The sequence below is a fragment of the Vibrio sp. DNB22_10_4 genome (assembly GCF_052879755.1).
Genome location: NZ_JBNNXW010000001.1, coordinates 1,648,739 through 1,671,253 on the forward strand (window position 1 = coordinate 1,648,739; position 22,515 = coordinate 1,671,253).

Here is a 22,515-nt window from a genome sequence, read left to right on the forward strand (position 1 = left end):
CGCTTTGGTACGTAGCCAGCGCTGATTATTTCCTGCAGCTCTATAGCATAGTCTGTGCCATAATTTATCTTACTGTTTTTTATGGACTAATTTAGAAAACCAATCCCCAAAAGGTCATAATGACCCAACAGAAAATCGCATCAAAAACAAACCATAGAGTCATAAAGACTCACTTTCGTTCTAAAATCGTTTATCCGAGAGCATTGGATATCTTTGCTACTATTTAGATCTGAGTATTGAGATGCGGTATCGATATTGCTAATGTTATGAGAAATAACAAAAACAATGGGTTCCATGTGAACGCAGTACAATTTAACGACGTCAATAAATGGTTCGGAGACTTTCAAGCTCTGAACTCTATCCAACTGGAAGTCAAACAAGGCGAAATCGTCGTCATTTGCGGCCCTTCTGGCTCAGGTAAATCTACGCTTATCCGTTGTATCAACGGCTTAGAAGCCTACAACTCCGGTGATATCCAGGTACTCGGTCACGATGTGAACTCCAAGAGTATTCAACCTGGTCAAGTCGGTATGGTATTTCAGCACTTCAACCTTTTCCCACACCTTACTGTGTTTGAAAATCTAACACTTTCGCCGATACGCACGCTTAAGCTTTCAAAACAGCAAGCAGAATCACGCGCTATGGAGATGCTTGAACGAGTGAAGATCGCCGAACAAGCAAAAAAGTACCCTTCTCAACTCTCTGGTGGCCAACAACAGCGCGTTGCCATTGCCCGCTCGTTGTGTATGAAACCCGATATTCTGCTTTTTGACGAACCAACGTCAGCGCTCGATCCTGAAATGATTAGCGAAGTGCTCAACGTTATGGTTGAGCTGGCTGAAGAAGGCATGACTATGCTATGCGTCACCCACGAAATGGGCTTCGCCAAGCGAGTGGCGCACAATGTTATTTTCATGGATGAAGGGCAAATTTTAGAATCGGCGCCGCCGAGCCAAATCTTCGACGCCCCTCAGCACCCACGTACTAAGGCATTTTTGGACAAGATCTTAAATCACTGATGATATTCAAGATTATTAAGCCCGTACTATCCGCAATCCTACAAATCGCTCTGGTAGCGATAGCACTAGCTTGGCTACTCAATAGTGGAGCTGAGGCTATGGGCTATCGCTGGCAATGGGAGCGAGTGCCGGACTATCTAGCATTCTATGAAGATGGTGAGTGGTGGCCAGCAGAGCTTTTAGAAGGCCTGATTGTCACCATAAAACTGAGCGCTTTGGCGTTACTGTTTACCTTGCTATTCGGCCTCATTACCGCGCTGTTAAAGACTTCTAATTCGGTCGTAGGCCGCACTATCGCTCATTGCTATGTGGAAGGCATACGAAATACGCCACTATTGGTACAAATTTATCTTCTGTATTTTGTCTTTGGCCCTATCATCGGCCTAGATCGATTCTCCACTGCAGTATTTGCCTTGGCGCTATTCCAGGGCGCCTACACAGCGGAGATCCTCCGAGCGGGTCTAAATAGTGTTCCAAAAGGTCAGTTCGAAGCTTGTCGCTCAATAGGGCTATCTCGTTTTTATACCTACTATGATGTGATACTGCCGCAGGTCGTTCGACGCACACTGCCGCCGCTGACAAACGAAGTCGTCTCGTTAATTAAAAACTCATCCATCGTCAGTGTGATGGCGATTTTCGACCTCACCACAGAAGGAAGGAACATCGTGGCAGAAACCGCGATGCCATTTGAAATTTGGTTTACTGTTGCCGCGATTTACCTCGTGTTAACGCTTACCTTGTCTGGATTCTCTGCCTGGCTTGAATATCGTTTAAGTCAAGAGAAGCGGTCATAACTCTCTATGCTAACCATGATTTACTAACAAGGAGTCACCCCATGAAAAGGACACTCAAACATCTAGTAAAAGCAGCCAGTTCCGTCGCAATTGGCCTTGCGGTCTCATTTGGCGCCGCAGCCAGCGAGACACCTAATCTCGATAAAATAAACGAACGCGGCACTTTGCGTGTTGGCATGTCAACGTTTGTACCCTGGGCCATGCGTGACAAACAGGGCGAACTTATTGGCTTTGAAATCGATGTAGCGAAACGACTCGCTGAAGATTCAGGCTGGAAAGTTGAGTTTGTGCCTACCGCGTGGGATGGCATCATCCCTGCTCTGCTCTCTCAAAAATTTGACGTCATTATCGGCGGTATGTCTGTTACGCCAGAGCGTTCAAAGAGCGTGCTGTTTACCACGCCTTACTCACACTCAGGTGTCCAAGTCGCGGCAAGCAAAGCACTGGCTGGCGACTTTTCTAAGATTGAAGACTTTGACTCACGCCGCGTGAAAATCGCTGCTCGCCGCGGTGCATTCACCGTGCAAGTTGCTCGCGAAACGTTCCCGAAGGCAAAAGTTCTGCAGTTTGACGATGATGCACAAGCATTCCAAGAAGTACTGAACGGTAACGCCCACGCAGTGATCGCCTCAAGTCCGAAGCCTGAGCATGAGGCAGTTAAACACGCCGACGCGTTATTTATTCCATTTAACGAGCGTCTCTCTAAAGGAAACGAAGCTTTCGCTGTTCGTCTAGGTGAAGAGGACAAAAAAGCCTTCTTCGATAAGTGGATCCAAGCAAGAACCGATGATGGCTGGCTAAAAGATCGCTATGAATACTGGTTCTCTACCCTAGATTGGCAAGACCAAATCGCTGGCGGACAATAATTACAATGAGCAACACCAACTCAATCAAATTGAATTTCGATAAAAAACCATCATCACCAGCAAAGCGATGGCGTCCTACCATTCTCGATGGCGTATTACTGCTCGCTGTGGTGGGACTTGCTGTCTGGCTGGCGTACCGTTCATCCATTGGAATCAACTATCACTGGCGCTGGAGTCAGGCGTTTGAGTTGGTGTTTAACCCGACTGCAAATGGAGGGTTACCCTATTTTGTCCAGGGCATCATTGCCACACTGAGACTCAGTGTGTGGGGTATGGTGCTTGCCGTAGCGTTAGGCACCCTACTCGGCCTAGCGAAACACTCAGCGATGGCCGTATTTAGCATCCCCGCCAATCTATTTATCCAGTTGGTTCGAAATATTCCGCCGCTGGTGTTTATCTTCATTTTTTACTTTTTCATTTCGAATCAGTTGATCCCATTACTTGGGCTCAGTGATGTGCTCCGTGGCTATAGCGGTGAAATATCAGCTTGGCAGGCGTTTTTGTTTGGTCCTAGCTCGCTATGGGAGAACCTACTTTCTGGCGTTATCTGTATCGGTCTTCTATCGTCAGCGTATGTGGCAGAAATCATTCGCGCGGGTCTTGCTTCTATCCCAAAAGGGCAGTGGGAGGCGGGTCAGTCGTTAGGCTTATCAACCTGGTATCAATATAAAGATGTCATCGCACCGCAAGTGCTTACTGCAGTCGCGCCAGCACTGGCAGGACAAGCGATTTCTCTAGTCAAAGACACCTCTATCGTCTCGTTAATCTCCATACAGGAAATGACCTTTGTCGGCACTGAAATGGCTAACTCTTCCGGGCTTATTTTTGAAATCTGGCTCATTGTTGGCTTGTGCTATTTCTTACTTTGCCTAGCACTATCCCTACTGTTTCGACGCTTTGAAAGCCAGCAGAGATAGGCTTCGCTAGTTAACGGTAGATCGTTAATGGTTAGACTGGCATGTAATGGTCAACAAGAAGTAGAACAAACAGCACCATCAAATGAATGATAGAGAACTTAAAGGTCTCCATTGCAGTTTTCTCTGTTACGGCGACTTTAAGCTTCCACGCATAGTAGATAAACCCAGCACTCAAAAAGGTTGAACCCGCCAAATAGACCAAACCCGTCATCCCAACCAGAGCTGGCATCAAGCACACTAACGCCAATAGAATTGTGTACAGCAAGATGGACGTTTTCGTGTATTCCACCCCATGTGTTACTGGCAGCATTGGAATATCAGCCTTGGCGTAGTCATCTTTTCGATGTATCGCTAGTGCCCAAAAATGTGGCGGAGTCCAAATAAAGATGATCATCACCAAAAGCCACGCATTGGCATGCAGCTCTCCGGTCACAGCTGTCCAGCCCAATAGCGGCGGCATGGCACCAGCAATCCCGGCTATAACGATATTTTGCGGCGTTGCCCGTTTCAAATACAAGGTATACACCACCGCATAGCCAAGCAAACTTGCAAACGTTAGCCAAGCCGTTAACCAATTCACGCCAAGCGCCAACACGGCAAAGCCTGCTATACCTATACCACTGGCAAACGCCATTACCTTGTCGGCACTTAGGTCACCAGACGGCAAAGGGCGTTTGTGGGTACGCGCCATAATCGCGTCGATACGGCGATCAATCAGGTGGTTGAACGCGGCTGCAGAACCCGCCATCAACGCTATACCTGTTAAACCCAAGATGCTGGCTTGCACAGGTAACGCACCGGGCACTGCAAGACACATCCCTACTAGGGCAGTTAAAATCATCAAGGCGACTACTTTCGGTTTCGTTAACGTCAGATAAACGCGCCAGTTGATTGCAGGTTTGGAGGCCGAGTTCACCTCACGATTGCTGATTATCGTCGTTTTACTCATAGAGAACTCTCCTTGTCTCCAGACACTTTGAGGGCAGCAACTTGGCTGTTGGCTTCAACAATGGTCAATGTTGGTTTTTCGATTCGCACATAGCGCGCGCTATGCAGTACGTAGTTAGTGTGAATAAGCGATAGCAGTAAAAAGGCCGCGCCAAGGTTGTGTAATACAGCCACAGGTAGCGGAAGATGGAACACAACGTTGCTTAGCCCCAACAGCAGTTGGAGTGTCAAGAGCGCGGCTAAAGTAACCCCCACTTTACGTATCGCTGGATGTGAATAACGCCACAACCGAAATGCCAATAGACCTACCACAAGCGCAACGACAATCGCTCCGATTCGATGAGTCACATGAATTGTCATCCTTGCAGGATACTCAAGTACGCCAAACTCATAGTCATCAAACCCGAAATGAACCGGAGTAAAGGCGGTTTTGAAATCCAAGTACTGCGTCCAATTCCCTTCACAAATAGGCAGCGCGGTACACACCACCGCAGCATAATTCGATGATGTCCATCCGCCCAACATGATCTGCAAAACCGACACAAACAGCGCAACCAACGCAAGTATTTTCAGGCGTGAACTGACCAGCGTCGGCAATGTTTGTGTTGCAGGCTTGTCGACAACTTTAGGTTCAAATGCCATATCAGCGTTGCAGGCTTCGTCTGTAGTATTGGCACGGCGAACCTCAATCTTAGGTCTTAGCTTTAGGTAGGTAAAAAACAGCAAAGAGAACATGGTAAAGCCGCCAAGCAGGTGCCCCATCACTACGATCGGCATGAGTTTGAGCGTAACCGTCCACATACCCAGTGCCGCTTGGAACACAATCACTAATGACAGAGAGATTGGCAGCACGGTGCCTAACTCCCTACGCCTCTTTGATAAACCAATAGCGGTGATCGCAAACACCATCAACCCCAAGCCTCCTGCTAAGTATCGATGAATCATCTCCAACCACGCTTTGTACGGCTCTACGGCTCTCTCTGGATAAAGCGTATTCGCGACTTCCACTGCTACCTTGGAGCTGGGAACCGTCAATTGCCCATAGCAGCCAGGCCAATCCGGACAACCTAACCCGGCATCAGCTAACCGAGTATAAGCACCCATGGCAATCACGATGACCGTAAACACCAGTGAAGCTCTGACTAAGTTGATTAACCCCATAGCGACTCCTTGCTGTGACTATCGACTTACTACCATTCGATTTGCAAACAACGCGCACCTTTCGTGCGTCTAACCGACTCGTGATAATTTCAGTAATTTTCTAAGATCCGAAAGCAGTCCCTTACTGTGTGCGACTTGCTTATCTTCTGAGGTAGGCGAAAAGTACATCACCAACTGACCAAGAGTATCGGTAATCAAATATCCTTGTTCTGGCACAACATCTACAAAGGCCGCATTGACCGTCACCACGCTTAGAGATTCTGGTAACTCTGGCAGCACTTGATCTGGCAACACATACACCACTGGTGTCACACGTTCTTTGTATTTGCCTAATGCCAAATAGGTTTGCCCCATGATGTAGAGGCGGTTGATACACGCATCATTGCAATCCGCGGGTAACATAAATCCAAGTTGCCAGCTCTTCGTTTGCAGTGGGTTCACCAAATCGAGAGACTCAAACGTCACCCTTGGCTCAACTAGCGCACCATGGTTAGTTACCCCCGATTGATACCAATGGTTGCTCAAAATAGCTTTGGCGATGATAAAAGGCAGTGCAAAAAACACTATTAGCGCCAAGAGAGTTGAGCGACCGCGTCTCACTGAAGACGCACTAGGTGTAGCGTTGGACGATACTGTTCTTGTTGTCTCTAATTTACTGCTCATCATCTAACCTCGTTTATTCGCCAGTCGTGCTATGTGCCTATTTATGCTTTGAAGACAAATTACGCTTTGAAGCCAACTTTCTCTTTCCTTTAGAAGCACGATTTCGATGCAAACTGCTACGCCAAAATGCCATTGAGACAACGACTGCAAACACCGTCGCCATAGTGAACCATTGAAATGAATAGCCGAAATGTTTAGCTGAGTTCATTGATACTGGTTTCCAAGGATGAGGGTAAGCAGTCAACGTATCGGTTGGTTGAACTACCCAAGCTGATAGCTCGGCATCGACAAGAGCACTTATCTGCGCTGTATTAAGATGCTGGATTCGATATTGCTGTGTTGACTCTAAGTCAAAACGCTCGTTGTAAAGCTCTGAACCCAAAGGGCTTTCCATTTTCTTGTATAAGCGCCCACTGAGCGTCACCGGCTCCGATAAGGTGGAAACACTAGGAAGAGTTTGACGATCTAAACCGCCTGCCACAAAACCGAGCTCTACCAGATAGCGCTGATTCGTCTTCTCAATATCTCGCATCATCTGCAGCACCAGGTACCCGACCGTTCCATCGAGGATTTGGTTATCGAGAAAGAACAAAACCGGCTCAGGTGTTAAGTGAGCGCTCACTGGCACCGCAATCCATCGTTGATAGTCATGGTCACCGTGGTGAGCCAGCGGCAAGTCGAGAGACGATAAAGCGACAGGAGGCTGCTCATTTCGTAAGGCAAGCGACTGTTCTAGCGCTGCTTTTTCATTGCCGCGCTGCTTTTGCCACAGTCCCAATTTGACCAATGATGAAAACACAACCACAGTTAATACCAACCCCACCCAAAACTTAGTAGTTTGGTAAAAGCGAACATGAGGAGTATCCATGTCACCCACACTGTTGTTTAAGATTGCTTTAGTACTGCTGTTACTCTTCATCATCTTTAACTTAGCGCTTGCCCTTATTCGAATGGTGCGCGACGACCCTTCTTCTGAAAAACCAATGAGTTATTATCTTGGCCGCCGTGTTCTGTTCTCCGCGATTGTCATTATTCTTCTCATCATCGCGCTTCAAAGTGGTTTTTTAACGCCTAACCCCCGACCTTATTAGTGAGTATTTACTACCCCAGCGCTTTATAGCGCGGGGGTTCATGCCTTTACAATACGTAGACAAAGACAAACAAACACAGCCATACCACATCAACGAAGTGCCAATACCAACTCCCCGCTTGGAAGCCGAAATGATCTTTCGGTGTGAAATGGTCTTTGGCTATTCGGAACAGCAATACAATCAAAAACACGGTTCCAATAAACACGTGCAGTCCGTGGAAGCCCGTGAGCATAAAGAAGGTATTGCCGTAGATACCGGACTGAAGTGTTAGCCCCATATCTTGATAGGCATGAGCATACTCAACGGCTTGGAAATACAAGAAAAACACAGCAAGCACTATGGTTAGCTCAAGCCAAACGATGAGTGCTGTACGGCGATTTTTCTCTAGACTGACATGAGCCATGTGCAGTGTGATAGAAGACAACAGCAAGATCACTGTGTTTTGCAGTGGCAGCCCTTGCCAAGGCATTGCTTCAGTTGTTGTTCCATCCGGCGTTAATGTTAGCGGCCACATCGCTTCGAAAGCCGGCCACAAAACTTCATGAGTCATCACATTGTTGTCGGCGCCAGCGAGCCAAGGAACTGAAATCATTCGTGCATAAAACAGTGCTCCAAAAAACGCACCGAAGAACATCACTTCAGAGAAAATAAACCAACTCATACCTTGTTTGAATGAGCGTGAGAGTTGGTCTGAATAGAGTCCAGACATGGACTCAGAGATCACATTGCTCATCCATCCAGAAAACATATAAATCAGCACAGCGACACCAAGCGCTAGCACAACGCCGCCAATGACACTGCCTGCCCCACCAGTATCTAGATTTTGGACGGTCAGCCCCGCGCCGACTGCGACAAGAAACAGCGCCACAGCCCCAACGATGGGCCAACTACTCTGCGCCGGAACATAATAAGTTTGAGCTTTACTCATAGCTTATCTCCGATGTTGGATAATCGAGTGCAGGGCGACTGCTACTACCGACCTGTGCACGAGAGATATCGAGAACGGCACCGTCGGTAGCGGCGCTGCTCGTGATGTTATACAAGGTGTAAGAAAGGGTCAGGGTATGAATTGAGTCTGGAATGTCTGGCTCAATGTAAAAGATCAGCGGCATTTCAGCCTTACCCTTGCCTTCTAATGGTTGATGGTTAAAACAGAAACATTCGATTTTATTGAAATAGGTCGCCCCAGTTCCCGGAGATACTGAAGGCACAGCCTGACCAATAAGTGATTGATTAGATTGATTATGTGCAAAGTAGACAGTCTGGATAACCTCACCAGGATGAACATCCAACGACATTTTCTCTGGTTTAAATGACCAAGGCATATCCGGATTGACATGCGCCATAAACTCAACCCGAATTGTGCGCGTGATGTCTGCCCTCATACCAAGAGGTTGAACCGCTGATTCAGTATTGGTTTTGCCGTTAATGCCTAACGCTTCGCACATAATGTCGTAAAGAGGCACCAAAGCGAAACCAAAGCCAAACATCGCCACAACGGCCACACCGAGCCAGCCTACGAGTTTGCGGTTTGATTTTCTGGTTTCGCTATCCATCGCAACCTACCTTTAGTCAATCTTAGGTGGTGTGGTAAAAGTATGGTGTGGTGCTGGACTTGGTACTGTCCACTCTAAGCCTTCTGCACGCTCCCAAGGCTTAGCTTCGGCTTTGTCGCCTCCTTTGATGCACTTAATGACCAACCAAAGGAAAATGAGCTGAGATAATCCAAACGCAAAGCCACCGATAGAGACGATTTGGTTCACGTCAGCAAACTGTATAGCGTAGTCCGGAATACGGCGCGGCATCCCCGCGAGACCTAAGAAATGCATAGGGAAGAACAGCACATTCACTGAAATAACCGAACACCAGAAATGCCACAGACTCAGCTTGTGGTCATACATATTGCCAGTCCACTTCGGTAACCAGTAGTAGGCCGCAGCCATAATCGAGAACACGGCACCCGACACCAATACATAATGGAAATGCGCAACTACAAAGTAGGTATCGTGATACTGGAAGTCCGCCGGCACAATCGCCAACATCAGCCCCGAAAACCCACCTATGGTAAACAGCACAATAAAGGCGATAGCAAACAACATCGGCGTTTCAAACGTGAGCGCACCGCGCCACATGGTCGCCACCCAATTAAATACTTTCACGCCTGTCGGCACCGCAATCAACATGGTGCAGTACATAAAGAACAGTTCGGCAAACACCGGCATACCTGTAGTAAACATGTGGTGTGCCCACACGAGGAATGAGAGCAATGCGATACTACACGTCGCGTAAACCATCGAATGGTAACCGAACAGTTTTTTGCCACTAAATGCAGGGACAATGGCCGAGACAATACCGAAGGATGGCAGAATCATAATGTAAACTTCTGGGTGCCCAAAGAACCAGAAAATATGCTGGAACATCACTGGGTCACCACCACCCGCCGCATCAAAAAAGCTGGTTCCAAAGTACTTATCTGTCAATACCATGGTCACCGCCCCCGCCAACACAGGCATGACAGCAATGAGTAGGAAAGCAGTAATGAGCCAAGTCCATACAAACAATGGCATTTTCATTAACGTCATGCCCGGCGCGCGCATGTTGAAAATAGTTACGATGACATTGATTGCCCCCATAATGGAGCTAATACCCATGATATGTACCGAGAACACAAACAGCGCCGTACTGTCTGGGGCGTAGGTCGTGGAGAGAGGCGCATAAAATGTCCACCCAAAGTTCGGGCCGCCACCAGGCATAAATAGTGACGCAATTAAGATCAGAAACGCGAACGGTAAGATCCAGAAGCTTAAGTTATTCATTCGTGGCAAAGCCATATCTGGCGCGCCAATCATCAAGGGTACCATCCAGTTTGCCAATCCCGTAAAGGCTGGCATAACCGCGCCGAATACCATGATCAAACCATGAACTGTGGTCATTTGGTTGAAAAAATTCGGTTCAACCAATTGGAGACCTGGTTGGAACAGCTCGGCACGAATGACCATAGCCATCGCCCCGCCTGTTAGGAACATAATAAAGCTAAACCACAGGTAGAGTGTGCCAATGTCTTTATGACTGGTGGAGTATACCCAGCGCTGCCAACCTGATGGCGCGTGATCATGATGATGATCGTCTTCGATGACTGCCGTGCTATTTGCTCGGCTCATGTCCGCATCAGTCACCGCCGATGCTTTCACTTTTTCCATTGGGTCCGTTTTCATCATAACTCCTTGGAGCTTGGCTCCGCTTCCTGAGTTTTGTAGCTGTTGATATCCGATGCCTGAACCACATCACCGGTATTGTTACCCCACGCATTGCGCTGGTAAGTGATTACTGCGGCGATTTCTTTATCGGTTAACTGATTGGCAAACGACTGCATGGCTGTCCCTGCCACACCATCAACGATTTTACTAATGTGAGTATCGATAGAGCCCGATGTCGCCACTTCCGCCCCTGCGATTGCTGGGAAGGCGCCGGGTAAGCCTTGACCGTTAGCCTGATGACACACTGCACATCGAGAGGCATAGATACCTTCGCCTGTGGTCAATAGCTCTTCAATCGATAACGTTGCATCTAGTGCCTTGGCCGCTTCTGCTTTAGCGAGTGCCATCTCTTCTTTCTTTCCTGTCAACCAAACGTCGTAGTCATCTTGCGCCATGGCCTGTACCACTATCGGCATGAAGCCATGTGCTTTACCGCAAAGCTCCGCACATTGGCCGCGATAGACACCAGGCTCATCGATTTTTGTCCATGCTTCGTTGATAAAACCCGGGATTGTATCTTTTTTAACCGCAAAAGCTGGTACCCACCACGAGTGAATCACATCATCGGAGGTCATCAGGAAGCGAATCTTTTTATTGATTGGCACGACAAGCGGGTTATCCACTTCTAGCAGGTAATGCGCACCTTTTTCTTCAACACCATCAATCTGCTGTTGAGACGTGGACATTAGTGAGAAAAATTCCACATCTTCGCCAAAGTAGGCGTAGTGCCATTTCCACTGTGAGCCAGTAATTTTAATGGTGATTTCTGACTGGGAGGTGTCTTCCATCGCAACCAAAGTCTTGGTTGCCGGAATCGCCATCAATATTAAAATAATGACGGGAATGACAGTCCAAACCACTTCCACCTTGGTGCTTTCGTGGAAGTTAGCGGCTACCGCCCCTTTGGACTTACGGTGCTTGAAAATAGAATAGAACATTACCCCAAACACAACTGCTGCGATGGCACAGCAGATGTAGAAAATGAGCATATGTAGGTCATACACTTGGTTACTGATATCAGTAACCCCGCGGGTCAAATTGTATTGGCTCGACTCCGCGAAGAGAGGTTGGCTGACGAGCGCAGTCGCCAAACCAGTTCCAGTGTGAACGGTCAGCAATCTCTTCAAAAGATTTCTCCTTTGCCTAGCCACGCCTATCCTGACGTGGTTCCCCTATGACTTGTACCAAGCACGTCTGAAAAGTGATCAAACTCTCCAGGATGGAACAAGTCCGTAATCAAAACCCAACAAGCTGTGATTCGACGACGATAAACGAAGACCAACTAGGTTTTCGACTCTTTCATGAGTCCAAAAAGTAACGCCAAACTACACAAGTAAACGGTCAAAGCTACTCACTGACCACTTACTTATTGAGTCCGGTATCAGTTAAATACAACTAGAAACAATTTGTTATATTTTTGTTAACTAAATGCTAGTTACTGATTTCCAGATCCGCAAGAAGAAAAATAATCAGCGAATTTTTGTGAGGGAAGCGGAGACGATGAGGATGAAATTTTTGACAAATTGCGATTTTGGATTCTATGTAATCCAAAGTTAAACTGGAGATCGCAAGCAATCAATCTCCAGTAATAATATTTCCATTAGAAGGAGCTCAGTGACGGTTAAATAGCCAACCACTCCACTTCAATGACCGCTTTACCTTGGTGCTTGATACGGCCTAGGAATCGGTCGCCAGCGACAATTTCTCCCACCCCCTGAGGTGTGCCTGTCATGACGATATCGCCGTCTTCAAGGTGAGTGTAGGTATTGAGCTCGCTTAGAATAACGTCCGGCTTGTAGAGCATCTGTTTCGTTGAGCCCAACTGCATTCGCATACTGTTGATAAATAGCTCCACTTCGAGCTCGTTAATATCCATGTCACCTAGCGGCACAAAACGACTGAATTTTGCAGAGTGATTAAACGCTTTAGCGCGTTCCCAAGGCAAGCCTTTGGCTTTTAATGTCGACTGTAAACCGCGTTTGGTAAGGTCGAGTCCAAAACCAACAGCATAGAGTTGTTTATCGCGGACGATAAAACAGATTTCCGCTTCATAGTGCAGCGGTTCATCGAGGAAGGAATACAGGTCAGTCGCGATGCTCGAGTTAGGTTTGTTGAACACCATCATATTCTCCGGAACTTCATTTCCTAGCTCACGAATGTGCTCAACATAGTTTCGGCCAACGCATAAAATTTTCGATGGATAAAACGTTTTTTCACCGACTACAACCGACTTCATCACCCTTCCTTGCCCTATTCCTTTGTAAACGAACTCGCTATTTTACCCGAAGTTAAGTGACAGACTGATGATTTCGCAGAGAAAATATCAAACTTGAGGTCAAGATCTGCTTTTGCTCTAAGTGGAACCAAACAAGCTCAATCCCGCAAATATAGTGATAAATGATGTGATGCCTTGCATTTTCAAGCAAATTCAATGACCATTTGTATATTCAAATAAATGGATTTAGTAATTGATGTCCCAAGAGCCGCTATACATTCAGATCAAACAGTATATTGAAGACCGAATAGACCAAGGAGTATGGTCGGTCGGTGAGCGAATCTCCACCGAAATGGAGCTAACAAAGCAGTTTGCTGTGAGCCGCATGACCGTCAATAAGGCTATTCGCGATCTCGTCGGTGAAGGGAAACTAGAGCGTCGCCCTAGACTCGGGACCTTTGTAACCAGCCCAACAGAAAAAGCGCAATCGCCTCTTCTCGAAACTCGTAACATCGCCAGAGAAGTTGCAGCTCGTGGTAAGCAGTATTCCAGCGAAGTCGTTCGACATGAAGCGACCAAGGCGGATCAGCTTATTGCCACCAAGCTTGGCGTCATGTTGGGCAGTGCGGTCTACTACAGCGAGATTCTCCACAAAGAAAACGACAAGCCAATCCAACTAGAGTGTCGCTGGGTAAATGCCAAATATGCGCCGAAATACCACCAGCAAGACTTTACTCAAACCACACCCAACGAGTATTTGACGACAAACTGCCCAATGACTGCCGTAGAGCATACCGTGGAGGCCATTAAATGTGGCGAGAAAATCGCACACTTACTTGAGATGGCAGCCAATGAGCCTTGCCTGCTATTGCATCGTCGAACATGGAGTGAAGACAAGCTCATCAGCACTGCATTACTGTATCATCCAGGCAGTCGATATCAGCTCAGTTCAAAAGTTGAGTTATAACCATACTGCTTTCATCTGTAACTATCACAACTCCAATAGGCGATCCGTCTAGGGTCGTCATTCAGCGACACCGATAATTTGTTGTTATCATCGTCAATAAACGCATCTACCCTCAATAAATAGTTCGCTCCTCAGGTTTATCCTGATCACATTTCAACCACTCGCACTTGATCAATTGTATATATTCAACTATTTATTTGTATATACAATAATGCAGAGCGATGTTATGAATCTGATCCTTACCAATGCCCGCCTCGTGACCATGGAGCCGGGTACACTCGGTTATCTGCCCTCTAAGCCTTGCACTGTGGTCATTAGAGGTGGCTACGTTAAGGCGATCCTTGATGACATGGATTCAATAGATACCCTACACCATGACATGACCGACGATGTAGCGACGTTAGATTGCAAGGGTAAAGTTGTCACTCCAGGATTGATCGACCCTCACACTCATTTGATCTTCGCAGGTAGTCGAGCTGAAGAATTCGAAAACCGTCTAAATGGCATGTCGTATGAAGCGATTGCTCAGAGTGGTGGCGGTATTAACAGCACGGTTCAGGCGACACGAGAAGCGACGATAGAAGAACTTGTCGAGCTGGCTCTACCAAGACTCGATAGCCTTATCCGTAGTGGCTGTACCACGATCGAAGTTAAGTCAGGGTACGGGTTAACGCTCGATGATGAAGTGAAGATGCTGCTTGCGGCAAAAGCGCTGGAGAATCATCGCAGAGTCAATATCACCACAACCCTTCTTGCCGCCCACACGGTGCCGCCGGAGTATCGCGACCGTGCCGATGACTATATAGATTACGTCACAGAGACAATCATACCTCATGTAGCAAAGCATCAACTCGCTGATGCAGTTGATGTGTTTTGTGAATCGGTCGGTTTCAATCTAGAGCAAACGAAACGTGTTTTTCAGGCTGCGAAACAAAACGGCCTCGCGATTAAAGGCCATACAGAGCAACTCAGTAACCTCGGTGGCAGTGCACTAGCGGCTGAGTTTAATGCGCTCTCCGTCGACCACATCGAATACCTGGATGACGCCAGCGTAGATGCCTTGTCCAACAGTGGAACAGTCGCCACCTTATTGCCGGGTGCGTTCTATTTCTTGCGAGAAACACAACAGCCACCAATTGACAGCCTAAGAACTGCACAAGTGCCTATGGCCATCGGTAGCGATCTCAACCCCGGCACTTCACCTTTCGCAAACCTGCAACTGATGATGAACATGGCTTGCACTTTATTCCGCCTAACATCAGAAGAAAGTCTACGAGGTGTGACGTGCCATGCCGCACTGGCAATTGGCCAAGGCTGCAGCATAGGTCAAATCAAGCCAGGTTTTCGCGCCGATCTTGCTATCTGGGACATCGAGCATCCTAGCGAGCTTAGTTACCAATTCGGCATGGGTGGGCTGAGTAAACGAATCGTTGCAGGGAGCGTCGAAGATGTCCGCTAACACCCAACTTCCCTTCAATTGGACCGGCCGCGACGACCAAGAAGACGGTGATAAACGCTATCGTGTGCATCATAAAGTCGTTCACCGTTCTCAAAGTCACTTCCCTCAGCTTCAGCTAATGGGTTTTTGCACTGATGAAGGAGTGAAACGAAACAAAGGACGAGTTGGCGCCAAGCAAGGACCAGATGCTATCAGAGCCGCGCTCGCTAATTTAGCTTGGCACCAAGCTAACGCGATCAGTGATATTGGTAATGTTGTTGCCGATTCCGATGACTTAGAACTTCATCAGCAACAGGCCGCTGAAAAAATCACCAAACACCTGTCAAATGGACCAATGATAATGCTGGGTGGCGGTCATGAGATTGCTTGGTCCTCATTTAAGGGGCTATCTGATTTCCTCTCTCAATCCAGTGAGAAGCCAAACATTGGCATCATCAACTTCGATGCCCACTTCGATCTCAGAGAATACCAATCGAAAGACAAAACACGAACGGACATTGACCTCAAACCAAGCTCTGGAACACCATTTGCTCAAATCGCCGATCATTGCCATGCCACTGGGCAGAACTTTGATTATTTCTGCTTGGGTGTGAGTGAAACAGGCAACACTCAGGCTCTGTTTGAAAAAGCCGATAGCTTGCAAGTTCAATACATCAAAGATACCGAGCTGTTCGATAGACCCATTCACGAACATATTGCTCAGCTACAACGCTTCATCAATAAAGTCGACATCCTATATTTGACTATTGACCTCGATGTTTTCAACGCAAGCATAGCCCCCGGCGTGAGTGCACCCGCCGCGTTTGGCATGAACTTGGAACAGTTCATCCCCATGCTCAACACCATTGTTGCCAGTGACAAGTTAATGCTAGCTGACATCGCCGAATATAACTCGAATTACGACATAGACAACCGCACCGCAAAACTCGCCGCTAGAGTGTGCTGGCAGATATTGGTTGCCATGTCCAAGAAGCTACAAACAACCGATAACGAATAACGTAAACACTCTCTGCCAGTGGCCATGACCACTAACCATGACAAGGGCGCTATAAAAAAATACAAGCCCCAAGTGAGGCAGAGCTCAAAAGGAAATGACAATGACTGATAAACAATCCTTACATCCAAATAACTCACGACTCGACACCACTCGCTGCATCAAAGCGCCACGTGGTACCGAGCTCAATGCGAAATCTTGGCTCACTGAAGCACCGCTTCGTATGCTCATGAATAACTTGGATGATGAAGTAGCGGAGCACCCACAATCACTGGTGGTTTATGGTGGTATCGGGCGCGCAGCTCGTGACTGGGCTTGCTACGACAAGATTGTCGAAGTGCTAAAACGTCTTGAAGACGACCAAACTTTGTTGGTGCAGTCTGGCAAACCCGTCGGTGTATTCCCCACTCACAAAGATGCGCCACGAGTGTTGATCGCCAACTCCAACCTTGTCCCTCATTGGGCAAACTGGGATCACTTTAACGAGCTCGATAAACAAGGGCTGATGATGTACGGTCAAATGACCGCAGGCTCATGGATCTACATTGGCTCTCAGGGCATCGTACAAGGCACTTACGAGACCTTTGTCGCCATCGCTAAACAACACTTTAGCGGCGAACCAGCAGATAAATGGATCCTTACAGGCGGCTTAGGCGGTATGGGCGGCGCGCAGCCTCTTGCCGCAACCATGGCCGGTTTCTCAATGCTAGCCGTAGAATGTGATGAATCGCGTATCGACTACCGACTCAACACCCGCTACGTCGACACTAAAGCACACTCTCTTGATGAAGCGCTGTCCATCATCAAAAATAGCGATAAACCCATCTCGGTCGGCCTTCTAGGTAACGCCGCCGATGTTTACGCTGAGCTTGTCGAAAGAGGCGTCATCCCCGACGTCGTCACTGACCAAACTTCCGCTCACGACCCACTTAATGGTTATCTACCACAAGGCTGGACGATGGATTTTGCCAAGCAGCAGCGTGATAGTGATCCAGAAGCGGTCGTCAAAGCAGCAAAAGCTTCTATGGCAATACAAGTTAAAGCCATATTAGACATGCAAAAGAAAGGCGCAGTCGCCACTGACTATGGCAACAACATTCGCCAAATGGCACTAGAAGAAGGCGTTGATAACGCGTTTGATTTCCCTGGCTTTGTTCCAGCTTATATCCGACCTTTGTTCTGCGAGGGCGTAGGACCGTTCCGCTGGGCAGCGCTATCGGGCGATCCTGAGGATATCTACAAAACCGACCAAAAAGTGAAAGAGTTAATACCGGACAATCCTCATCTACACAACTGGCTTGATATGGCTCGCGAGCGCATTCAGTTCCAAGGACTGCCAGCGCGTATTTGCTGGGTCGGCCTGAAAGATCGTGAACGCCTAGGACAAGCCTTTAATGAAATGGTCAAAAATGGCGAACTAAAAGCCCCTATCGTGATTGGACGTGACCACCTAGACTCAGGCTCTGTTGCGAGCCCGAACCGCGAAACTGAAGGCATGATGGATGGTTCTGACGCGGTATCCGACTGGCCATTGCTCAATGCACTACTGAACACCTCTGGCGGTGCGACTTGGGTGTCACTGCATCATGGTGGCGGCGTAGGTATGGGATTCTCCCAACATAGCGGTATGGTGATTTGTTGCGATGGCACTGATGATGCTGCGCGTCGCATAGGCCGTGTTCTTCACAACGATCCTGCGACGGGAGTGATGCGTCATGCCGATGCAGGCTATGACATTGCCAAACAGTGCGCGCGTGAGCAAGGCCTTGATCTGCCGATGATGGACAGCAATGAATCTAACCACCAAGACAGCAGCCATGGATAAGGAGCAGAACATGTTGAAATTAGAACTACTCCCAGGGCAGCTCACATTAGCTCAATTGCGCCAAATTAGTCGCTCACCACTGCACTTGTCACTGAGTCCTTTAGCATTAGATGACATTGAAGCCAGCACACAGATTGTTGAGCAAGTGATCGCCGAAGATCGCACCGTCTATGGCATCAATACCGGATTTGGCTTGCTGGCTAACACTCGTATTGAACCTGAAGACCTTGAAGTGCTGCAAAAGAGTATTGTGCTGTCGCACGCCGCCGGTATAGGCAAGCTGATGAGTGATGAAACCGTCAGACTAATGATGGTGTTGAAGATCAACAGCCTAGCTCGTGGTTTCTCTGGTATTCGCCTTAAGGTCATTAATGCATTGATTGAGTTGGTTAACTCACAAGTGTATCCGTGTGTCCCACAAAAAGGTTCCGTCGGCGCATCTGGGGATCTCGCCCCGCTTGCCCACATGAGTACGATTTTACTCGGCGAAGGTGAAGCACGTCATAATGGCAAAATCATCAGTGGCCTCGAAGCACTGCAAATTGCCGGACTTGAGCCTATTACCCTAGCCCCTAAAGAAGGCCTAGCGCTACTAAACGGCACCCAAGCTTCTACCGCCTTTGCTTTAGAAGGATTATTTTTGGCTGAAGATTTATTTGCATCCGCCACATTGTGCGGTGCAATGTCAGTTGAGGCCGCTCTTGGCAGTCGCCGTCCATTCGATCCGCGCATTCATCGCGTACGTGGTCATCGCTCACAAATGGACGCTGCCCACGCTTATCGTCACCTTCTTGGCAACAGCAGTGAAATTGGCAACTCCCACCAAGGCTGCGAAAAGGTTCAAGATCCCTACTCCCTTCGCTGCCAACCACAAGTCATGGGGGCGTGTTTACAGCAAATTCGCAACGCCGCAGATAGCCTACAAGTGGAAGCCAACTCGGTATCGGACAATCCGTTAGTCTTTGCTGATGATGGCGATATCATCTCTGGTGGTAACTTCCATGCCGAGCCAGTCGCTATGGCGGCCGATGGTTTGGCACTGGCTATCGCAGAGATTGGTAGCTTGTCAGAACGAAGAATGGCGCTGCTCATCGACAGTGCATTAAGCAAATTACCACCATTTTTGGTCGATAACGGCGGAGTGAACTCTGGCTTTATGATTGCTCAAGTTACCTCTGCCGCACTGGCGAGCGAAAACAAAACTTTGGCACATCCTGCCTCTGTAGATAGCTTGCCAACGTCAGCCAACCAAGAAGATCATGTTTCTATGGCGACGTTTGCTGCGAGAAGGCTGAAGGACATGGCGGAGAATACCCGAGGGATCCTTGCTGTTGAGTATCTTGCTGCCGCACAAGGGCTCGACTTTAGGGCACCACTGACCTCTGCACCTCTTGTTGAGCAGGGTAAACAAATCCTACGAGAAGTGGTGCCGTTTTATGATAAAGACCGCTACTTTGCTCCAGACATTGCTAAAGCCAACGAAATCATAAAGCTGTCGCTTCACAATGCCCTGATGCCCGCTAACTTACTGCCAAGTATCTAATAGCGTCCGACATCATCACAAAACTAAATTCACTTGCCTAAATAACGGTCTTATATTGGGTAAGTGAATTTCTCACCCAATGATAAAATCAACATTTAATACGACGTTAGTTCAATTTATTGGAATATTCGTCCAAAAAATGTCATTTAAATGCAAATTACACTAATTTGTAGAAGTGCCTTCCAGAAACAACTCAACCCATTCGCTGAACTTATTTTTCATTACTAAATTATACCTACACTTGCCGGAAGCAAGTGCTCTACAAAACATGCACTGACTCAACGTGCAATTAAAATTTTAAGAGAAGGTATTGGTATGAGACACACAAAAGTCTTAATTTCATTGGCGGCAGTTGGATTGGCTACCAGCCCACTTGTCCATAGTCATGGTTACGTTTCTGCAGTCGAAAACGGTGTAGCGGCGGGTCGTGCTGCGTTATGTAAGTTTCCAAATGCAAATGGCGAAAAGAACAGTAACTGTGGTTCGGTTCAATGGGAACCACAAAGTGTTGAGGGTCCAGAAGGCTTTCCACTATTAGGTCCATCTGACGGTCAAATCGCCAGCGCTGGACTGGTACAGTTTTCTCCACTAAACGAGCAAACCTCAGATCGCTGGGTAAAAACGCCAATCCAAGCGGGTTTACAGAACTTTGAATGGACATTCACAGCAAATCACGTAACCCGTGATTGGAAATACTACATCACTAAACCAAACTGGAATCCAAACCAGGCATTGAGTCGTGACTCGTTCGATCTAAACCCTTTCTGTGTGGTCGATGGCAACATGCAAAAACCACCAAAACTGACGACTCACCAATGTAATGTCCCTGAACGTGAAGGCTACCAAGTGATCCTAGCTTATTGGGATGTGGGTGATACCGCAGCGGCGTTTTATAACGTGATTGATGTGCAGTTTGAAGGCACCACACCAGGCATTCCTGGCTGGACGCAAGCAGGTACAATCAACCCAACAATGGATCTGAAAGTTGGCGACTCTGTGTATACGCGTGTGTTTGATGCTAACGGTGAGCTGCCAAATCTATCGACCAGCATTACCATTAATTCGAGCGAACAAGGCGCAGCAACCCAATGGTCGCACGCATTAGCAAGCGCCATTAACTCAAGCACGACGGATATCAAAGCAGGCCAAGCAGACAGCAGTGGCAATATCGCTCCAGTATTTGGCGCTAACACTATCTACGTGGCTGATAATAGCGGATTGGATCGCGTTGAAATTGGTTATGACATCGTAACGCCGCCTCCAGCATCAGGTGCTGAGGTAACAGGACTAGAAACGCAATACGTTATTGGCACCGCACCAACTGAACTTGCCCTTACTGTCACGGCGGTCGGTCGAGTAGACGTATCGATGAGTGTCTACAACCACGGTCAAGAAACACTTGCTGGCAGTGAGCTTGCGTTAAACGATGGTGATAGCAAAAATGTTGTCTTAGCTCTTTCTAAGTCTGAGCCTGGCCATCACATGCTGGTTACCCGTGTTCGTGATGAAAAAGGCAACCTGCTTGATCAAACCACGCAAGATTTTATGCTCGTCGACCAGACTGCACCGACTGACTACGACTTTGTATTCCCGACGGGTGTAGAAAGCTACACAGAAGGTACCAAAGTACTGGCAAGCGACGGCGCTATTTATCAATGTAAGCCGTTCCCACACTCAGGATACTGCAAGCAGTGGTCTCCTACAGCGACTCAGTTCGAACCAGGCACCGGCAGTCACTGGGATTCAGCTTGGAACAAACTTAACTAACCATTTCTAGCAATAAGGCTCCAAAACGTTTGGAGCCTTTTTTGTTTGTGCGTTTACGATTTCGCAGCCTTTATCGCTACAACGAACATACAACCTAAACATTTCCATAACCTTCTGATATATTGAACTTGTTTAATTCATAAAAATGATGTCAGTCAATCAATGTAAGGTGATAGAAATGGATCTTCGTCATCTGGTCGCGCTAGGCGGCCTCGCGTGTACAGCAACCTCTCCGACCCTGGCGGGTCAATTTCATATGGCTGGCGGCGCGTTTTTTTCCGAGGCCGATACCTCTATCGGTGTCACAAACCCAAACACAGGCAATGACTTTGACTTAGATTTTGAATCGGATCTAAGCCTCAAAGAACGCTCAACACTACCTTACCTTTTGGTCGGCTATGACTTTAACGAGCGTCATGGCATCTTTTTAGATTGGCGTAGCCTTCATCGCAAAGCGAGTAATACGGTCGTCACTAAACCGTTTCAATTGCCTGATTCAAATACTGAAGTGCAAGCAGGCGCGCGCCTCGATTCAACACTCAACATCGACATCTTGCGCTTTGGCTACAACTATAAGTTCTACGATGGTGAAGATTGGGACTGGAAAGCCTCCATTGGTCTTCACATCATGAATTTCAATGTCGGCTTTGGAGGCGAACTTGGTTACCGTGTTGATCAAGATGACCCAACCCTCATTCCAGTCCAAGATGAAGAGTTTACCGATCTCACCGCACCACTGCCCAATATTGGCTTAATCACTGACTATCGGATTACTGACAATTGGCACCTATTAGGTCACGTTCAGGTGTTCGCCCTTAGTATCGAAGAGATCTCAGGCTTACTTCTCGATGTTGGCGCTGGCATCGAATACAAGTTCACTGAAGATTTTGGCCTAGCGGCGACTTACAGCTATTACGAGATTAATGTTGACTACGGCCGAGACTTTGCCAACCTCGATGCAAAGTTTAAGTTCTATGGCCCAATGGCAACGCTGACCTACGCTTTTTAATCAAAAACTCTCTATTTCAA

At 47.7% G+C, this 22,515-nt stretch carries 21 protein-coding genes; 12 read left to right on the forward strand and 9 right to left on the reverse strand.

The features are described 5' to 3' along the window. The first annotated feature begins 266 nt into the window (after positions 1 to 266). From ACVA6Q_RS07080 to ACVA6Q_RS07095, 4 genes are read left to right on the forward strand one after another with little or no spacing between them, the layout of a single operon-like run. The gene (locus tag ACVA6Q_RS07080; protein ID WP_446647020.1) at positions 267 to 1,019 is read left to right on the forward strand and encodes an amino acid ABC transporter ATP-binding protein; all 753 of its coding nucleotides are present in this window, start codon (positions 267 to 269) and stop codon (positions 1,017 to 1,019) included. Next, a complete protein-coding gene (locus ACVA6Q_RS07085) occupies positions 1,019 to 1,813 on the forward strand; it encodes an amino acid ABC transporter permease (protein ID WP_446647021.1) in 795 nt (264 codons plus the stop codon). Before ACVA6Q_RS07080 ends, ACVA6Q_RS07085 begins: the two co-directional genes overlap by 1 nt. A gap of 41 nt (positions 1,814 to 1,854) precedes the next feature. Then, on the forward strand, positions 1,855 to 2,679 hold the full coding sequence (locus tag ACVA6Q_RS07090; protein ID WP_446647022.1) for a transporter substrate-binding domain-containing protein: 825 nt from the start codon (positions 1,855 to 1,857) through the stop codon (positions 2,677 to 2,679). A gap of 5 nt (positions 2,680 to 2,684) precedes the next feature. Next, positions 2,685 to 3,596, forward strand: a complete 912-nt coding sequence (locus ACVA6Q_RS07095; protein ID WP_446647023.1) for an amino acid ABC transporter permease — start codon at positions 2,685 to 2,687, stop codon at positions 3,594 to 3,596. A gap of 31 nt (positions 3,597 to 3,627) precedes the next feature. Here the strand turns inward: ACVA6Q_RS07095 and cyoE are convergent, their stop codons facing one another. The 4 genes from cyoE to ACVA6Q_RS07115 form a co-directional block, all read right to left on the reverse strand. Beyond that, positions 3,628 to 4,545, reverse strand: coding sequence for a heme o synthase (cyoE, locus tag ACVA6Q_RS07100; protein ID WP_446647024.1), 918 nt, complete (start codon positions 4,543 to 4,545; stop codon positions 3,628 to 3,630). Then, the gene (locus ACVA6Q_RS07105) at positions 4,542 to 5,705 is read right to left on the reverse strand and encodes a COX15/CtaA family protein (protein WP_446647025.1); all 1,164 of its coding nucleotides are present in this window, start codon (positions 5,703 to 5,705) and stop codon (positions 4,542 to 4,544) included. Before ACVA6Q_RS07105 ends, cyoE begins: the two co-directional genes overlap by 4 nt. Before the next feature lie 69 nt (positions 5,706 to 5,774). Next, positions 5,775 to 6,371 (reverse strand): hypothetical protein, encoded by a 597-nt coding sequence (locus tag ACVA6Q_RS07110; protein WP_446647026.1) that lies wholly within the window; start codon positions 6,369 to 6,371, stop codon positions 5,775 to 5,777. 34 nt (positions 6,372 to 6,405) lie between these two features. Continuing rightward, complete coding sequence (locus tag ACVA6Q_RS07115; RefSeq protein WP_446647027.1) at positions 6,406 to 7,236, reverse strand: SURF1 family protein; 831 nt, start codon at positions 7,234 to 7,236, stop codon at positions 6,406 to 6,408. Here ACVA6Q_RS07115 and ACVA6Q_RS07120 point away from each other — a divergent pair. Next, positions 7,235 to 7,459: a DUF2909 family protein gene (locus ACVA6Q_RS07120; RefSeq protein WP_042501704.1), complete on the forward strand. Its 225-nt coding sequence runs from the start codon at positions 7,235 to 7,237 to the stop codon at positions 7,457 to 7,459. The genes ACVA6Q_RS07115 and ACVA6Q_RS07120 overlap by 2 nt on opposite strands. Positions 7,460 to 7,505: 46 nt before the next feature. Here ACVA6Q_RS07120 and ACVA6Q_RS07125 read toward each other — a convergent pair whose 3' ends face one another. The 5 genes from ACVA6Q_RS07125 to ACVA6Q_RS07145 all read right to left on the reverse strand — a co-directional run bounded on the left by ACVA6Q_RS07125 (position 7,506) and on the right by ACVA6Q_RS07145 (position 12,952). After that, complete coding sequence (locus ACVA6Q_RS07125; RefSeq protein ID WP_446647028.1) at positions 7,506 to 8,387, reverse strand: cytochrome c oxidase subunit 3; 882 nt, start codon at positions 8,385 to 8,387, stop codon at positions 7,506 to 7,508. Continuing rightward, on the reverse strand, positions 8,380 to 9,015 hold the full coding sequence (locus tag ACVA6Q_RS07130) for a cytochrome c oxidase assembly protein (RefSeq protein ID WP_446647029.1): 636 nt from the start codon (positions 9,013 to 9,015) through the stop codon (positions 8,380 to 8,382). The genes ACVA6Q_RS07125 and ACVA6Q_RS07130 overlap by 8 nt, the downstream gene beginning before the upstream one ends. A 12-nt stretch (positions 9,016 to 9,027) precedes the next feature. Next, positions 9,028 to 10,674 (reverse strand): cytochrome c oxidase subunit I, encoded by a 1,647-nt coding sequence (ctaD, locus tag ACVA6Q_RS07135; RefSeq protein ID WP_353500179.1) that lies wholly within the window; start codon positions 10,672 to 10,674, stop codon positions 9,028 to 9,030. Beyond that, complete coding sequence (coxB, locus tag ACVA6Q_RS07140) at positions 10,674 to 11,843, reverse strand: cytochrome c oxidase subunit II (RefSeq protein WP_418642537.1); 1,170 nt, start codon at positions 11,841 to 11,843, stop codon at positions 10,674 to 10,676. Before coxB ends, ctaD begins: the two co-directional genes overlap by 1 nt. 494 nt (positions 11,844 to 12,337) lie before the next feature. Beyond that, positions 12,338 to 12,952 carry a fumarylacetoacetate hydrolase family protein gene (locus ACVA6Q_RS07145; protein ID WP_446647030.1) on the reverse strand — a complete coding sequence of 205 codons (615 nt, stop codon included), beginning with the start codon at positions 12,950 to 12,952 and terminating at the stop codon, positions 12,338 to 12,340. Positions 12,953 to 13,187: 235 nt separating this feature from the next. Between ACVA6Q_RS07145 and hutC the strand changes: the two genes are divergently transcribed. The 7 genes from hutC to ACVA6Q_RS07180 all read left to right on the forward strand — a co-directional run bounded on the left by hutC (position 13,188) and on the right by ACVA6Q_RS07180 (position 22,495). Further along, complete coding sequence (gene hutC, locus ACVA6Q_RS07150) at positions 13,188 to 13,898, forward strand: histidine utilization repressor (protein WP_446647031.1); 711 nt, start codon at positions 13,188 to 13,190, stop codon at positions 13,896 to 13,898. Between the two features lie 226 nt (positions 13,899 to 14,124). Beyond that, positions 14,125 to 15,357, forward strand: a complete 1,233-nt coding sequence (hutI, locus tag ACVA6Q_RS07155) for an imidazolonepropionase (RefSeq protein WP_446647032.1) — start codon at positions 14,125 to 14,127, stop codon at positions 15,355 to 15,357. Next, positions 15,347 to 16,354 (forward strand): formimidoylglutamase, encoded by a 1,008-nt coding sequence (hutG, locus tag ACVA6Q_RS07160; protein WP_446647033.1) that lies wholly within the window; start codon positions 15,347 to 15,349, stop codon positions 16,352 to 16,354. Before hutI ends, hutG begins: the two co-directional genes overlap by 11 nt. A 100-nt stretch (positions 16,355 to 16,454) precedes the next feature. Continuing rightward, positions 16,455 to 18,176: a urocanate hydratase gene (hutU, locus tag ACVA6Q_RS07165; RefSeq protein WP_446647034.1), complete on the forward strand. Its 1,722-nt coding sequence runs from the start codon at positions 16,455 to 16,457 to the stop codon at positions 18,174 to 18,176. Positions 18,177 to 18,186: 10 nt separating this feature from the next. Next, on the forward strand, positions 18,187 to 19,719 hold the full coding sequence (gene hutH, locus ACVA6Q_RS07170; RefSeq protein ID WP_446647035.1) for a histidine ammonia-lyase: 1,533 nt from the start codon (positions 18,187 to 18,189) through the stop codon (positions 19,717 to 19,719). A gap of 315 nt (positions 19,720 to 20,034) precedes the next feature. Further along, entirely contained in the window at positions 20,035 to 21,486 is a 1,452-nt protein-coding gene (gene gbpA / locus ACVA6Q_RS07175; protein WP_446647036.1) for an N-acetylglucosamine-binding protein GbpA, read from the forward strand. A 178-nt stretch (positions 21,487 to 21,664) separates the two neighbouring features. Then, positions 21,665 to 22,495, forward strand: coding sequence for a DUF481 domain-containing protein (locus tag ACVA6Q_RS07180; protein ID WP_446647037.1), 831 nt, complete (start codon positions 21,665 to 21,667; stop codon positions 22,493 to 22,495). Positions 22,496 to 22,515 lie beyond the last annotated feature (20 nt).